Origin of the sequence: Lentzea alba (assembly GCF_047445655.1) — a bacterium.
Lineage (GTDB): Bacteria > Actinomycetota > Actinomycetes > Mycobacteriales > Pseudonocardiaceae > Lentzea > Lentzea alba_A.
This window is the reverse complement of the sequence record NZ_JAJAEG010000073.1, coordinates 1-14,771: the sequence shown is the minus strand read 5'-3', so window position 1 is coordinate 14,771 and position 14,771 is coordinate 1. Positions and strand designations below refer to the sequence as shown.

General features: G+C 68.2%; 11 protein-coding genes and 1 pseudogene. 4 read left to right on the top strand and 8 right to left on the bottom strand.

Going from position 1 to position 14,771, the window contains the following annotated elements; genetic code table 11:
* Positions 1 to 102: 102 nt before the first annotated feature.
* The gene (locus tag LFM09_RS49615) at positions 103 to 504 is read left to right on the top strand and encodes a nuclear transport factor 2 family protein (protein ID WP_414103645.1); all 402 of its coding nucleotides are present in this window, start codon (positions 103 to 105) and stop codon (positions 502 to 504) included.
* 12 nt (positions 505 to 516) lie between these two features.
* Here the strand turns inward: LFM09_RS49615 and LFM09_RS49610 are convergent, their stop codons facing one another.
* Genes LFM09_RS49610 through LFM09_RS49595 form a run of 4 tightly spaced genes read right to left on the bottom strand, consistent with a single transcriptional unit; the run spans position 517 to position 5,356 of the window.
* A complete protein-coding gene (locus LFM09_RS49610) occupies positions 517 to 2,460 on the bottom strand; it encodes an alpha-galactosidase (protein ID WP_414103644.1) in 1,944 nt (647 codons plus the stop codon).
* Positions 2,457 to 3,266: a carbohydrate ABC transporter permease gene (locus LFM09_RS49605; protein WP_414103643.1), complete on the bottom strand. Its 810-nt coding sequence runs from the start codon at positions 3,264 to 3,266 to the stop codon at positions 2,457 to 2,459. The genes LFM09_RS49610 and LFM09_RS49605 overlap by 4 nt, the downstream gene beginning before the upstream one ends.
* Position 3,267: 1 nt before the next feature.
* Entirely contained in the window at positions 3,268 to 4,092 is an 825-nt protein-coding gene (locus LFM09_RS49600; protein ID WP_414103642.1) for a carbohydrate ABC transporter permease, read from the bottom strand.
* Position 4,093: 1 nt separating this feature from the next.
* Entirely contained in the window at positions 4,094 to 5,356 is a 1,263-nt protein-coding gene (locus tag LFM09_RS49595; protein WP_414103641.1) for an ABC transporter substrate-binding protein, read from the bottom strand.
* Between the two features lie 77 nt (positions 5,357 to 5,433).
* Between LFM09_RS49595 and LFM09_RS49590 the strand changes: the two genes are divergently transcribed.
* Positions 5,434 to 6,120, top strand: coding sequence for a FadR/GntR family transcriptional regulator (locus LFM09_RS49590; protein WP_414103640.1), 687 nt, complete (start codon positions 5,434 to 5,436; stop codon positions 6,118 to 6,120).
* Between the two features lie 76 nt (positions 6,121 to 6,196).
* Positions 6,197 to 7,132, top strand: a complete 936-nt coding sequence (gene sph / locus LFM09_RS49585; RefSeq protein WP_414103639.1) for a sphingomyelin phosphodiesterase — start codon at positions 6,197 to 6,199, stop codon at positions 7,130 to 7,132.
* Positions 7,133 to 7,343: 211 nt separating this feature from the next.
* On the opposite strand, the gene LFM09_RS49580 is transcribed toward sph, so the two are convergent.
* A complete protein-coding gene (locus LFM09_RS49580) occupies positions 7,344 to 7,655 on the bottom strand; it encodes a DUF6968 family protein (RefSeq protein ID WP_414103638.1) in 312 nt (103 codons plus the stop codon).
* 59 nt (positions 7,656 to 7,714) lie between these two features.
* Here LFM09_RS49580 and LFM09_RS49575 point away from each other — a divergent pair.
* Positions 7,715 to 8,554: pseudogene (locus LFM09_RS49575) on the top strand (glycosyltransferase 87 family protein); the annotation flags it as partial.
* 281 nt (positions 8,555 to 8,835) lie between these two features.
* Here the strand turns inward: LFM09_RS49575 and LFM09_RS49570 are convergent.
* From LFM09_RS49570 to LFM09_RS49560, 3 genes are all read right to left on the bottom strand, one after another.
* Entirely contained in the window at positions 8,836 to 11,268 is a 2,433-nt protein-coding gene (locus LFM09_RS49570) for an ATP-binding protein (RefSeq protein WP_414103637.1), read from the bottom strand.
* A gap of 206 nt (positions 11,269 to 11,474) precedes the next feature.
* Positions 11,475 to 11,627 (bottom strand): hypothetical protein, encoded by a 153-nt coding sequence (locus LFM09_RS49565; RefSeq protein ID WP_414103636.1) that lies wholly within the window; start codon positions 11,625 to 11,627, stop codon positions 11,475 to 11,477.
* Positions 11,628 to 11,730: 103 nt separating this feature from the next.
* Positions 11,731 to 14,373, bottom strand: coding sequence for a hypothetical protein (locus LFM09_RS49560; protein WP_414103635.1), 2,643 nt, complete (start codon positions 14,371 to 14,373; stop codon positions 11,731 to 11,733).
* Positions 14,374 to 14,771: the final 398 nt, after the last annotated feature.

Genomic DNA, 14,771 nt, shown 5'->3' with positions numbered 1-14,771 from the left:
CCCGCGTCCCCACGACACGCCGAGACCTAACAAAGTACTACTAGGCCGTGTCTCGAAGTCGTAGCCGGCCGACCAGAACCGAACGCGTGAACAGGAGCGGGAATGACCGACGACGTGGCCAGCCAAGTGATCAAGGCTGAGCAGGATCGGATCCGATGTCTCCTCGACGTGGATCGCGGCACCTACGACCGCTTGCACGCCGCGGAGTACCGGTTGTGCAACCCGACCGGCACCGTGTGGACGAGGGACGAGTACCTGGATCTCCTCACCACCGGGCGGGTCGCCTACCGGGAACTGGGGCTGACCGGCGACGTGGACGCCATCGTCGGCACCGACGTCGTCGTCCTCCGCTACCGGTGCGTCATCGAACTCACCGTCGACGGCGCGGACATCCCGCGGCACGAGGCCTGGCACACCGACGTCTACACGAATGCCAGCGGCACGTGGCGTTGTGTCTGGTCGCAAGCCACCGGCATCATGGACCTTCCGTTGGCCGCACCCTGACCCGGACACGACCTAGTACGGCCGCAGGACCACCACGTCGGCGTCGTTCGTCTGAGACCAGTCGAACGGCAGCCCGACGTGGGTCAGGTGCGCGCCGGAGTACACGTTGCCGTGCTCGTCCACATAGGACTGGACAGTCAACCCCTTGAGCTTGACCCGTGACGACTGGCCGGGCACCACCGGAACCCCGGTCAGCGAGCCGGTGTTCCAGGCCAGCACGACCACGCGATCAGTCCCGGTGTACTGGATCGCGTCGTTCAGCAGATGCACCTCACCGTCGTGCACAACGTCGCGAATGCTCTTGTAGCGGCGAATGAGCACAGCTGCCTCTTCGCGTTCCTCCCGCGTCCAGTGCCGCACGTCCGCACCGATGCCCAGCACCCCGGCCATGGCCAGCACGAACCGGAACTTCAACGACCGCTGCCGCGCGTCGAACATGCCCGGCGCATCGGTGACCCACGACGACATCAGGTGCGGAGCGTGCATGTGCAGGAACCCGTGCTGGATCTTCAACCGGTCCAGCGGAGCCGTGTTGTCGCTCGGCCACACCACGTCCACCCGGCCAGTCGTGGCCAGGTCCGTGCGACCGCCACCACCCGCACAGCCCTCCACCAGCACGTGCGGATGCTTCAAGCGCAGGTGGTCCAGCACGCGCCAGTAGTTGCGGACGTGCGCGTTGTCGAGCTCACCGGCACGTTCGGTCGCAGGCCGGTTCATGTCCCACTTCAGGTAGCTGATCCGGTAGTCGGTCAGCAGCCGGTCCAAAGTGGAGACGACGAACTCGTACACCTCGGGCAGCCCGAGGTCGAGCAACATCTGGTTGCGGATCAACGTGGGTTCACGGCCCTCGGTCCGGTAGACCCAGTCCGGGTGGTCGGCGTAGAGCTGCGACTTCGGGCTCACGCACTCGGGTTCGACCCACAGGCCGAACTCCAGGCCCATCGCCCGCACGTCGTCGACGAACGCGCCGAAGTCCGGTGACTCCGGGTACCAGTCGCCGAGTCCGCCGGTGTCGTCGTGCCTGCCGACGAACCAGCCGTCGTCGACCACGAACAGCTCGACACCGATGTCGGCCGCGATCCGCGCCAGCTCACGTTGACGAGGCAGGTCGACGTCGAATCCTGTTGCCTCCCAGGAGTTGTAGAGCACCGGCTTGCGCGCCTCACGAGATCGCAGCCGGTCGTAGGCGTGCCAGACCCGCGCGAGCCCGTCCACTGAGTACGCCAGCGCGACCTCGGGCGTCGTGAAGGTCTCCCCCGGCTCGACCACGACCGGGCCGAGCATTCCGGCGCGCAAGCGCGTGAGCCCGGAAGGCTCGACCTCGGCCGTGATCTCCCAGGACCCGGACCACGCCAGCGAGACACCCCACATGTCGTCCACGGACAACCAGGGCGCGTAATTGTGCCCGGGAACGCCGTAGGAGCTGCCGATTCGGAACCCGCCCGCGGGCAGGGAAACGTGGTCCAGCTGGAACTCGCGAGCCCACTCACCGTGCAAAAAGGACAGCCGCGGTGAGTTCACGGGCAGGCAGACGCCGGCCGAACCGATGCGGTCGAACCGGCGCGGCTCCGAAGAGGTGTTGGTGATCTCGACCCACCGCGCCAACACGTCGACCTCAGGCGAGGGCCGGTAGCAGAGCACAGCACGAATCCCGGCCACGGAGTCGACAAAAGCCAGCCGCAGCACGCCGTCTGTCTCGGAAGCGCCGTCGAACGTGAACCACGAGTCGCCGGACAGCTCCAGGTCAGCACCGGTGAACGGCCGTTGCCCGCGCGGCACGTACTCGACCGGTGCCGCGTCGGCCTCGGTGATGAAGTGGATCTCGCCGAGGTTCTTCAACGGTGACGGCCCGCACTCGACCCCGTGCGGACCCCACGCCACCAGCTCCGTCCACCGGCCGCCAGGTTCGACGGCCACCGTGTACGAGGTGGTCGCCATCCTCAACGTCCAGGTCATTTCACAGCTCCCACCGCGAGTCCGGAGATGAAGTGCCGCTGGAACCGCAGGAACACCGCCACGGTCGGGATCGCCGCGATCACCGAACCGGCCGCGATCACGTTCCAGTTCGACACGTATTGGCCCTGCAACGCCAACAGCGCTGGTGTCACGGGCATGACGGACGACGACCGCAGCACGGTGATCGCCCACAGCAGGTCGTTGAAGATCCACGTGAACGCCAGAGCCGCCAAAGCAGCCAAAGCAGGCCGGGTCATCGGCAGCACGATCCGCCAGAAGATCTGCACAGGACCGGCGCCGTCGATGGTCGCCGCCTCCTGCACCTCGTTCGGCATCGCCCGCATGAACCCCTGCAGCACGAACGTGTAGAAGCCGAGCCCGAACCCGACCTGCACCACGATCAGCGCGATCAAGGTGTCGTAGATGCCGAGCAGCTCGCTCAGCTTCGACACCGGCACCAGCAGGATCTGCGGCGGCAACAGGTTGCCCGCGAGCATCAGCAGGATGATCGTCCGCCGCCCCGGGATCTCGAAGCGGCTCAACGCGTACGCCGCCGCCGAGCTCAACGCCAAGGACAAGAACACCGTCGGCACCGTCACGAGAACGCTGTTCCACATCGCCCCGGCGCCGCCGTTGGTCCACGCGTCGCCGAACGCGGCGAGCGTGAACGACTGCGGGAAGGAGGCCAGGCCGTTGGCGGCGATGTCGTCGAACGAGCGCACCGCGGTGATCAGGACCGCCGCGATCGGCAGCAGCCACAGCACGGAGATCGTGCCCGCCACGGCGTGGAAGACCCTGTTGGACATCTCAGTTCTCCCTGAACGCGCGAACGAGGTAGGTCACGATCACGCCGAACGCCAGCAAGAAGATCACGACCGCGAGCGCCGACGCGTAGCCGAGCTTCAGCGTCTGGAACGCCGTCGAGTACATGTACGTGCTGAGCAGCTCGGACGAGTGGTAGGGCCCGCCGCGCGTCATCGACCACACCACGTCGAACGACCGCAGCGAGTCGATCACGATCACCGACAGCACGACCGAGTTGACCGACCGCAGCTGCGGCCAGGTGACGTGGGTGAACTTCTGCCAGGCCGTGGCACCGTCCAAAGTGGCCGCTTCGTACAGCCCGGGGTCGATGCCCTTGAGCCCGGCCAGGTACAGCACCATCACGTACCCGACCTGCCGCCACAACGCCGGCACCAGCACCGCGTACAGCGCCGTGTCCGGGTCGGCCAGCGGTGAGCTGTCGAACAACCCGCCCGGCTGGTACAGCACCTGCCAGATCAACGACGTGGCGACCAGCGAGAACACCACCGGCACGAACAACGCCGCCCGGTAGAAGCCGACGCCCCGGCGTTCCTTCTGCAGCAACACCGCGAGCCCCAGACCGCCGACCGCGGACAGCCCGCCGAACAGCACCAGCCAGATCGCGGTGTTGGTGACGGCGGTGTGGAACACCGGATCGTCGATCATCCGGGTGAAGTTGCCGGCCCCGACGAACTGGGGCGGCGAGACGCCGTCCCAGTTCGTCGTCGCGAGCCAGAAACCCTGCAGTGCGGGCCAGAAGACCCAGAACCCCTCCACCAGCAGCGGGATGAGCACGAACAGCAGCAGGACAGGAGGGACCCGTTTCATGTCAGGCCGACCACACCTGCTGAGCGGCCTTCTGCCAGTCCGCGAGAATCGTGTCGAGCTGGTCGGGTTGCTGCAGGAACTTGATCAGCGCGGCGTCCGCTGTGGGCTGCAGCGCGTCGCTGGAGTCGCGGTTGAAGAACTGGGTGATCTCCGCGGCCTCCTTGAGGTGCTGTCGGCCCAACGCGGCGAGCGGTGTGCCGGAGTCCTTGGCGTTCGGGTGCGTCGGCAGGACAGTGCCCGACGAGGCCTTGATGTAGACCTCCTGGCCCTCCGCCGTCGCCGCGTAGGTCAGGAACTCCTTGACCTCCTTGACGTGCGCGGACTTGGCGCTCGCGAAGAAGCCGTCGGTCGGGCCCTCCTCGGCGAGCGGCACCTTCGGGTCGATGATCGGGAACCGGAAGAAGTCGATGTCGTCGATCGCGTCCTTCGGTGCCGCGTCGGCGAAGAACGCGCCGGTGAGCAGCATGCCCGTGCGGCCCTGCAGCATCGCGGTCGTGGCCTCCTGGAAGCCGATCGCGGTGCCGTTGGGGTCGGTGTAGGGCAGGACCTCGCGCCACGGCGTGAAGATCGCCTTGACCTTCGGGGCGTCGAACCGCTGCTTGCCCGCGAGCAGCTCGCGGTGGAAGGGCGCGCCGTTGACGCGGATGTTGAAGTAGTCGAACCAGCTCGACGCGGTCCACGGCGAGTCCGATCCGGCGCCCATGCCGAGCGGGATGACGCCCTTGGACTGCAGGACCTTGCACAGCTCGATGAACTCGGCCCAGGTCTTCGGCGGGGTGACGCCCCACCTGGCGAAGTTGGACTTGCGGTAGAAGAAGCCCCACCAGTAGTACGTCGTCGGCACGAACACCTTGCCGCTCAACGTCTTGAACGCCTGGGGGTAGTCGCCCATGGTCTGCCAGACGTCGCTGACGTCGAGCAGCAGACCCTTCTGCTCGTAGCCCGTGAGCAGCGCGCCGGGGTACCAGGTGAAGAGGTCCGGCGGGTTCGCCGAGGTGAGGTAGCTGGGGAGCTGGGTGCGGAAGGTCTCGGACGCCACGGTGTTCACCGAGGCCTGCGAGCCCTTCCTGTCGTTGAACGCCTTGACCAGTGCCTCGATCGCCGCCTTTGCCGCAGGCGCCGAGAGGTTGGACTGGATCGAGGCCGTGCCCGCGGTCTGCGTGACCGGGCCGGAGGACGCCGACGTGGCGCAGGATGCTGTGCCGCTGACCAGCAAACCTGCACCCGCGGCGGCGGTGACGCGGAGGAAGTGACGCCTGTCCATGGCGGACAGATTGCGCTGTCGGCATGATCAAGTCAAGAATAATTCATAATTTATGATGTGCCGTATGATCTGACGCCATGAGCGAGAAGCGGCTTCGTGGCGTGCACGGCCAGACCGTCGAGGCGCTGGCGGGCCGGATCCTCGCCGGCGAGATCGGCGAGGGCGACACCCTCGATCTCCCGGCATTGCGCGAAGAACTCGACGTGTCACTGACGGCGCTGCGCGAGGCGCTGAAGGTGCTCTCGGCCAAGGGCATGATCGACGCACGCCAGAAGCGCGGCACGTTCGTGCAGCCGCGCTCGTCGTGGAACCTGCTGGACACCGACGTGATGCGCTGGCAGACCCAGGCCGACGCGGACCACGGCCTGTTCGACGAGCTCACCGAGATGCGCGTGATCGTCGAACCCGCCGCCGCCCGCCTGGCCGCCGAACGCGCCACCGACGCGGACATCGAAGCGCTTTCGGGTGCCGTCGACCGGATGGCGTCCGCCCGCGACCTGGCCGCGACCGTGCGTGCGGACCTGGACTTCCACCGGCTGCTCATGGCCGCGACGCACAACGCGTTCCTGACCCAGGTCGAACGGATCATCGCGATCGGACTGGCCGAACGGGACAAGCTCGTGCACGGGTTGGTGGACGACGACCCGGTCCCCTCGCACCGCGCCGTGCTCGACGCGATCGCGGCCCGCAACCCCGAGGCGGCCTACGACACCATGCGCGCACTGGTCGACAAGTCGGGCGCGGATCTCGACCGGTTGCGCTGAAGTTCATCCACGCTTGATCGATACGACACGCCCGTCCGGTTGTGAAGGACTTTCACGTCCTTCACCATCGGGCCTCATGCGCCTGATCACGCTCGCCGCCGCCGTCGTGCTGTCGCTCTCCGCCACACCCGCGGTCGCGGCGCCCGCCGCACTGAAGATCGCCACCTACAACGTCTTCATGCTGTCCAGGAACCTGTACCCGAACTGGGGGCAGGTGACCAGGGCCGACCTGATCGACAGCACCGGTGTGCTGAACGGTCAGGACGTCGTCGTGCTCAACGAGGCGTTCGACAACGCCGCCTCCGACCGGCTGCTCGCCAACCTGCGCGACACCTACCCGCACCAGACGCCGGTCCTGGGCCGCAGCCGTGCCGGGTGGGACCTGACCAGCGGTGCCTACAGCGACTCGACACCGGAGGACGGTGGCGTCGCCGTGCTGAGCCGATGGCCGATCACGACGAGGATTCAGCACGTCTACCGCGACGGCTGCGGCGCGGACTGGTTCTCCAACAAGGGTTTCGCCTACGTCCGGGTCGAGACGCCGGCCGGGCCGGTGCACGTGATCGGCACGCACATGCAGGCGGAGGACTCCACCTGCACGACCGCGCCGGGCGGCTACCGCGCAAAGCAGCGCGCCGAGATCAAGGCGTTCCTGACGGCGCGGAACATCCCGGCGTCCGAGCCCGTGTACGTCGCGGGCGACATGAACGTGGTCAAGGCGAGTGACGAGTTCCCGCAGATGGTCGCCGAACTGGGCGCGACGACGCCTTCCGCGATCGGCCACCCGTTCTCGTGGGACTGCGCGGACAACAGCGTCTGCCGCGACCAGTACGGCCCGGAGTACGCGTCCGAGCACCTCGACTACGTGCTGACGATCCAGGGACCCGTGCTGACCAACGAGACCCGGCGCGTGAAGAGTCCTGAGTGGTCGATCTGGTCATGGGGGCGCAAGTACACCTACACCGACTTCTCCGACCACTACCCGGTTTTCGCTGGTGTCCTGAGTCGTTGATTCACGGGCAGCTAATGACGTCTGCAAGTACCACCAACTCAAGATCATCAAGCGTTTTTCCACCACCAACTGGATCGTCTGGTGTGCTTGCACCTGGCCGGCTCACCGCGAGTTGGGTGTAGTTACAGGCGATCTGATCAAGGGTTGGTGGTACTTGCAGACGCCCTCGGCGACAACGACCAGACTGCGCGCGAACTTGCGACTCGGGACACTAGCTGAGGACCGGCGCGACCGTCAGGCCCAGCTCGGGCATGCCCAGCCACTCCAGGGTGGTGCCCGAGTCGGCCAGCTTCAGCCGCACCGAGTAGACGCTGAGCAGCAACGCCTGTAAGGAGTCCACGCCGTACGAGGCCTGCACGGTGTCGTCGCCGAGGCCGACGATCTGGTGTGGACACTCCCAGTCGCCGTTGGTGCTCAACGGATCGGGTCGCGGCGTGCCGAACCTGATCACCACCTCGAAGTGTGCTCCGTCCGGCGCCACGCCCTCGATCCGCCGTTCCGCGACGATCTCTCCCAGCTCCATTCCGCCACTGTAGCCGGGTTCTGCCGGTGGTTCTTCCTGGTCCTGGCACGGCCGGTCCGATGTGCTCGGTCGTGATGAGCGCACGACTTCTGGTGTTCGCGGCCTGTTCCTTCGGGCTCGCGATGACGATTCTCGCGATGAGCGCTGATGCGATGGACTTCGCCGTCTACCGGGCCGGCGGTGCGGCGGTGTGGCACGGGTTACCGCTGTACGAGTCCGCGTTGTGGCGCGACCTGCCGTTCACCTATCCGCCGTTCGCCGCGATCCTCTTCGTGCCGCTCGCGCTGACAGGGCCCGCGCTTGCCGCGGTGGGCAACAGTGCGGTGCTGGTCTACGTCGCAGCGTGGTGCTGGCGGTCCGTCGGCAACGCGCCCAAGGTGCTGGCGCTGGTGACCGCGAGCGTGCTCATGGCGACCGAGGCCGTGCACGCGACCCTCTACCTCGGCCAGATCAACTTCGTGCTGCTGGCGCTGGTCCTGGGAGATCTGCTGCGGCACGACAGCCGGTTCAAGGGGGTCTGGCTGGGCATCGCCGCCGGCATCAAGCTCACCCCGTTGATCTTCATCCCCTACCTGCTGGTCACCAGGAGGTTCAGGGCGGCGGCCGTCGCCACCACGACCTTCACACTGACCGTTGGGGCAGGATTCGCGCTGCTGCCGCGCGATTCGGCGATGTACTGGTTCGCAGGCACGTTCGGTGACGCCACCCGCGTCTACTCGGACCTCTCCTCGACCCACAACCAGTCGCTGCGCGGGTTGTTGCTGCGTTCCGGGTTCGACGACCCGTACTGGGTGCTGGGCGGTGTGCTGATCCTCGGGGCAACCCTGGTGGTCGCCGCGAAAGCGAGCAAGCGAGGCGAAGAGCTGCTGGCGTTGACGCTCGTCGGGTTGTGCGGCTCGGCGTTGTCGCCCTGGTCCTGGGGGCATCACTGGAGCTGGCTGGTGCCGCTCAGCGTGTTCCTGGTGGCACGGGTGAGGTTCTACCGGCCGCTGTGGGTCCCGTTGGCGCTGCTGCCGTTCACCTTCCCGTGGGTGCTCGCGCTGGCGGATCCGCCGGATTCCGCCGGACACGGCCCGGTCCTCACCGGCCTCGCCGGGTTCGTCGTCGGCAACCTCTACCTGCTGATCTTCCTCACCGTGCTGGTCGTGTCCGCCTGCTACCTCCGTCGTTCCGGCACCTCTCAGGAGGCGTCGAGCTGCTCGATCAGCTCCTGGCGCAGGCTCGTCGCGGTGCCCGCATCCAGCGTTTCGCAGAGCGAGAGCGCCCTCTCACGGGCGCGGCGCGCCGCCGCGGGTTCGTTGCTCTGATCCGACAACAGCGCCAGTTCGCAGAGCGTGTCGAGCTGATACTGCGGCTGTCCCGTGCGCTCGAACAACGCGAGTGCCTCGGTCAGGCGAGTCCGGGCGCGGTCGTGATCGCCACGCATGCGCAGCAGCCTTCCCGCCGATTCCAGGGCACGCGCCCGGCCGATCACGGCACCGTGCGCCTGGAACAGTTCGAGGGCCTCTTCGCAGCGGTCGAGTGCGGCTTCGTTCGAGCCGAGGGCGATCAGGTTCTGCGCGGACCGGAGCAACAGGTACGCGCAACTGCTGTCGTCCACCGACGTGCTGCCCTGCGTCCGTCTGAAGTACCGGAGGCAGATGTCGAACTCCTCGGCGGCGTCTTCGAGGCGGCCCGTCGTCTGCAGGTAGGTGGCCCGCATCGCTCGCGCCACGTGCAGCCCGAGCGGGTCCCCTGCCTCGTCGAACAGGTCGATCGCCTCGTCGAAGATCTCGGCGGAGGCCGGCGGTTTTCCGTCGTTCAACTGGGCCGAGACCAAATAGGTCCTCGCCCAGGCCTGTTCTCGCAGATCACCCGCCGCCACCGCGGCGCTCATGGCCTGCCGGGCCATTCGGGCGGATTCGTGGACCCGCCCCATCAACGTGCACAGCGTCCAGGAGAGATAGTTCCGGTGAACGGCCTCGTCTCTTTCGCTGCCGATCGCGATCGCCGATTTCACCGCCAGGTCGAACACGTCGTGCCAGGTGCTCGCGGTGCCACCGATCTCCGAATACCAGTGCATCGACTCCGCGAGATCCAGAACCTGCTGGTGCTCACCGCGAGCCGCGGCCTTCCTCACCGCGGCAAGCCAACTCTGGTGCTCAGCCACCAGCCAGCGGCCCGCGCTGACCTCGTCGGGGAACAACTCCGTGGAAAGAGAGGAGACCGGCTGGCTGGACGGGTGGAAGTGACCGCCCGCCGCCGTCGCGCTCCGCACGAGCCAGCGGGTCAGCCGCTCGTCCGCCGCACGCACGACCTCGGGAGACTCCTCCTGGTTGAGCCGTTCCGCGGCGAACACGCTGAGCAGGTCGTGGAACTGGTACCTCCCGGCCTCCTGGGACGGCTGCAGCAGACTCGCGTCGGCCAGCTCTTCGAGGCAGAGGGCGGCGTCGTCCTCGTCCGCCGCGTCGATCAGAGCCTTCGCCGCACCCACCGAGAAGTCGGCCGCCGGCACCAGCGCGAGGCGCCGGAACGCCGCCGCTGCCGCCGACGTGAGCTGGCGGTAGGACAGGTCGAACACGCCGCGGACGTTCAGGTCACCGGCGGTCAGCGTCGTCAGGCGCCTGCCGCGGTCGCGCAGCTGACCGGCGAGGTGGCCCAGCGGCCACGCCGGGCGGCTCGCGAGGCGGTTGCCCGCGATGCGCAGCGCGAGAGGCAACCGGCCGCACAGGTCGACGAGCTCGGCCGCCGTTTCGGGTTCCCTGGCGACCCGAGCCGGCCCGACGATCCCGCTCAGCAACGCGACCGCGTCGTCTCGCCCCAGCTCGTCGAGCGCGAACCTGCTGATCCCTTCGAGCCCCACCAGCAGCTGACGGCTGGTGACGACGGTGAAGCAGCGCGGCCCGCCGACGAGCAGCGACCGCACCTGCGCCTCGTCCGCGGCATCGTCGAGAACGATGAGGGCGGCCCGCTCGCGCAGCAGCGACCTGCACAGGTTCGCCCGCTGCTCCAGCTCGACCGGGATCCGCACCGCGTCGATGCCGAGCAACCTCAGCAACAGGTGCACGACGTCGGTGGGCGCGGCGGGTTCGGACGACATCCCGCGCAGTTTCAGGAAGAACCGGCCGTCCGGGAACCGCTCGGCCAGGTCGTGCGCGGCACGGACGGCGAGGCTCGTCTTCCCCGTTCCCGGCGGACCGCTGACCACCACCACCTGGCCGTGCCCACCGGGGTCACCCGCCACCTCGCCGGCGAGCTCCCGCAACGTGCCGAGATGGTGCTCGCAGCCGGTCAGGTCGTCGAGGTCCGGCGGCAGCATCCCGACCGCGGGCGGGTCGTGGATCCGTGCGACCGGCAGCGGGGGCTGCTCGGCGGGGGCCGACCGGGCACGGCTCTGCTTGGCGACCTTCTGCAGGTGGGTGAGCTCGTCCTCATCCAGCCTCAGCGGCACGGCCAGCGCTTCGATCGTCCGCCGCTGAGGCCCTTTGACGGTTCCCCGCTCCATGTCGCTGATGGCGCGCACGCTGACACCGGAACCCTCTGCGAGCTCTTCCTGCGTGAGATCGGCACGAACGCGGTAGCCCTTCAGAAGTGCCATGAAGGTCTCATCGCGGTCGCCGGGAGCATGCGCCATGAACTGAATTATGCACACCCGCCCAATACCCAGAATGGTCCAGACAACAAGCGGTGCGAATCACGGCAAAATGCGCCAGGTCCGCCACCTGGCGGAAGAATTGGCGAATTCACGAGAATCAGCGCGCGGCGAACGGCGGTGCGGGGCGACGGCGGAACCCCGCACCGCCGTTCTTCGACGACGGCGTGCGAACCCGGTGACCTCGGTCAGGACACCCCTTGGGCGTTCAGCTCGTCCCAGGTGATGTAGCCGGACAGAACGTCCTGAACGGTGTGCAGCGGTGCGGGTTCGAACTCGGCGAAGGTCACGCGTCTGGGCTCGTCGACTTGCTGTCCGGTGGGGGCCGGCGGGAAATCCACGACAACTCCTCGTCTTCGGTCGGATTCGGGATCTGGCTCAAGTACAGCCTCGAAGCCAAGCCGTCACCATGAGAAACAACCGGCAGGACGCGAGACCGCCGTCTCAACTGGAAACGTCAGACCGGCTTCGGAACCGGACGAGCCGCTTCCCCGACGGCGCCAGCACGTCGAACACCGACCCACCCAAAGAGTCCACTGTGGACTCACGTGGAGGTGCCGCCGGCTGGTCCGGCGCCGTCGGTGCGACCGGCTTCTCCGGCCTGACGGCGGTTTCCAGCCAGAACACCAGGCGACCGCCGAGAACCGCGCTCACCGCCTCGTTCGCGTCCACCAACGGGCCGCCGAACAGCCTGCGCTCGACCTCGGGCGCGAGAGCACCCCCGTGGTAGCCGCCGAGCACCTGGGTCAGCTGGGCGACGAACTCCGCCCGTGGCAAGGAGATCGGCTGCTCGTTCTCGCCCCGGTGCACCGTGACCTGCTCACCGACGTCGAGCTGCCAGGTCCTGCCGGAGCCCGTGGTCAAGCGGACGACGCGGTTGCCCGGTGTGCTGACCTCCTCGACCAGTTCGGCGGACGTGACCGCGACCGGCTCGCCGAACGACAGGCTCCCGGGTACGGCGACCACCCGCACCCCGTCGCCCTCGTCGGACGTGACGATCCGCAACGTCAGATCACCCGCCTGCTGGTCCGGTAGCGCGGACCGCAACGCGTCGCTGATGTGCGGAACTCGCGGATCTCCGAACCGTCCGCGCACCTCCAGCACCGGTGGCCGCGCCTGGGCCGCGACCACCGCCGCGAACTCCGCCAGGCTCGCCCCGAACGGCATCGAGCCGGGGATGAACAGCGTGATCACGTCTCCCTCGGCTGTGGGCACGACCTCGTGTGCCAAGGCATCGGTACCGTCATCGGACGAGGAGAAGCCGGCTCCGCCGTCCAGTCGCGGCCGCTCCCGCAACGATGCCGCCATCCAGTCCCGGTACCTGCGGTCAAGCCGCTCCGCGTCGTTGCCCCACGCCAGAAGATCCGCCGCCGCCCGCTCGACACGGCCCAGCGCCGCCGAGACCTCTTCGCCGGACTGCTGGAGGAGGTTCCCGGCCCGCGTGGCGTCACGTGAGCTTCCCGCCGGACCCGAGAACCGCGAGACCAGCTGGGCGTGCGCCTCCTGTGCGCCGCGAAGGCTCCTGCGGGCCGTCAACAGGTTCGTCCACGCCTGTTCCCTCGTCGACGGGAACGCGGCGGGATCGGCGACCAGTGATCCATCCGGCTCGGTGCGGCCCTCCGCGTCCTCGTCGAGGATCCGCGACCACTGCGCCGCGTTCCGGTGCACCACCTCGGCACCCGAGGACCTGCCGGGCCGCCGCTCGGGGTCGAGATCGACGGTGATCACCGCACGCCGGCGGGCCTGCTCGGCAGAAGTGCCGGCCGGCACCGCGCCCACAGCGCGACCCTTGGACCCGGCGACGATGTCCACGTCGCCGGTCGTGACGAGACCACCGGTCATGACGCCGGGGTCGTCGCGCTGCAGCCGGTCCAGCTCCTCCGCCACGGCATCACGAAGTGCCTCGACGGTGGCGTCCGCACGCGCCTTCCCCGTCCGCACGGCCTGGCCGACACCGAGCAGCGAACCGTTTCCGTGACCGATGACCGTCGCGGCGGGCTTCGCCACAGCGCTGCCACGCCGCTCGACCGCGCTCTCGGCCAGCAAGGTCGCGATCCGGTTCAGCTTCGGCCGCTCCCCGTCCGGGAACGTCTTCGTGCCCTCCGGGAAGAGGATCTCCTCCTGCAGGGCGTCGTCTTCCGTCTCCTCGAAGCTGACGGATGTTGCCGTGTCGAACGTTTCCGCGTCGGACAGAAGACCGGGGACGTGAGCCATCGTGGCCGGACGGGTGTACTCGGCGAGGAAGTTGCTGACCTGGGACTCATCGGTGTCGATCACGAGGAACCGGGCGGCCTCCCGCGGCAGCACGATCGTGCGTTCGTCGCCCGCCGCGATCAGCTCGCGGTCGGTGACCGTGCGCACCACCGAGGCGTACTCCGGCCGCGACGCCAGATAGCCCAGCGCCGCCGTCCAGATCAGGGCCGGGTCCTGGTGGAGGGCCACCGCGTCGGCGACCACCGTCAGATGCAGGTCGCCAACGCGGTTGTGCAGGTCGCGCACCAACGTCTGCACGACCTTCTTGGTCAGTTCGACCGTCGCCTCCCAGTTCTCCGTCGTCACCGAGGCAGACGGGCGGATCCGGCCGGTCCAGCTCGACCCGCTCTCCACCGAGCCCGTGACGACCGCGGGCAGGTCGGCCACGTTCTGCCAGCCGAGCCAGTCGGCGAGCGTGTGGAGGTTGTCCGGTCCGGTGCGGCCCATCACCGAATGACGCCGGGCACGCAGCCCGATCACCTCGACGAACTCCTCAGGCGCCCGGTCCGCCACGCCGGCCATCAGATCCAGCTGCGGCATGCCGTAGTTGTGCCGGTACAGCCCCAGGAACTCCTCCAGGACCGGGTGCCCCTTGGGCATCACCAGCACGTCGTTGCCCAGGAACTCCCCGTGCTGGTGAATGCCGAAGGCGGCCTCCGACCGGAGAACCCGGTCGATCTCCTCAAGGGTGTCCGTGGTGGTGACGTACTCACCGTCGGCGTAATAGCCGCCGAAACGCTGCAACACCGTCAGCCGCAGGACATCGCTCGCCGCGGCGTACCCCGGCCTGGTCTGCTTCGCCAGCTCCGCCTGGAACGCCGACTGCAGGGGCATCGGGTCGTCNGAAACGCTGCAACACCGTCAGCCGCAGGACATCGCTCGCCGCGGCGTACCCCGGCCTGGTCTGCTTCGCCAGCTCCGCCTGGAACGCCGACTGCAGGGGCATCGGGTCGTCGCTGTTGAACACCTCGAACACGTTGACCAGCAGCACGTCGTTGTCCTCCGCCCAGGACAACATCTCCCGCACCCCGGACAGCGGATGCGCATCGTCCACTTCGGACAGCGACCGCGCCCGTTCGACAGCCGGCCGCGGCACGTCGGTCAGCAGGACAAAGGTCATCTGCCCACCCACCTGCCGCACCGACTGGGCCAGGTTCTCCCGCATCTGGGCGCGGCCCGCACTGCTGGTGTCCAGCGGGCCGCCCAGCCAGATCGAGTACCGCACCCGCGGC

Excerpts from the sequence above, each read along its gene's own strand:
- LFM09_RS49610 (WP_414103644.1), bottom strand. The coding sequence starts at position 2,460 with ATGACCTGGACGTTGAGGATGGCGACCACCTCGTACACGGTGGCCGTC.
- LFM09_RS49600 (WP_414103642.1), bottom strand. The coding sequence starts at position 4,092 with ATGAAACGGGTCCCTCCTGTCCTGCTGCTGTTCGTGCTCATCCCGCTG.
- sph (WP_414103639.1), top strand. The coding sequence starts at position 6,197 with ATGCGCCTGATCACGCTCGCCGCCGCCGTCGTGCTGTCGCTCTCCGCC.
- LFM09_RS49590 (WP_414103640.1), top strand. The coding sequence starts at position 5,434 with ATGAGCGAGAAGCGGCTTCGTGGCGTGCACGGCCAGACCGTCGAGGCG.
- LFM09_RS49595 (WP_414103641.1), bottom strand. The coding sequence starts at position 5,356 with ATGGACAGGCGTCACTTCCTCCGCGTCACCGCCGCCGCGGGTGCAGGT.
- LFM09_RS49605 (WP_414103643.1), bottom strand. The coding sequence starts at position 3,266 with ATGTCCAACAGGGTCTTCCACGCCGTGGCGGGCACGATCTCCGTGCTG.
- LFM09_RS49570 (WP_414103637.1), bottom strand. The coding sequence starts at position 11,268 with ATGGCGCATGCTCCCGGCGACCGCGATGAGACCTTCATGGCACTTCTG.
- LFM09_RS49560 (WP_414103635.1), bottom strand. The coding sequence starts at position 14,373 with ATGCCCCTGCAGTCGGCGTTCCAGGCGGAGCTGGCGAAGCAGACCAGG.
- LFM09_RS49580 (WP_414103638.1), bottom strand. The coding sequence starts at position 7,655 with ATGGAGCTGGGAGAGATCGTCGCGGAACGGCGGATCGAGGGCGTGGCG.
- LFM09_RS49615 (WP_414103645.1), top strand. The coding sequence starts at position 103 with ATGACCGACGACGTGGCCAGCCAAGTGATCAAGGCTGAGCAGGATCGG.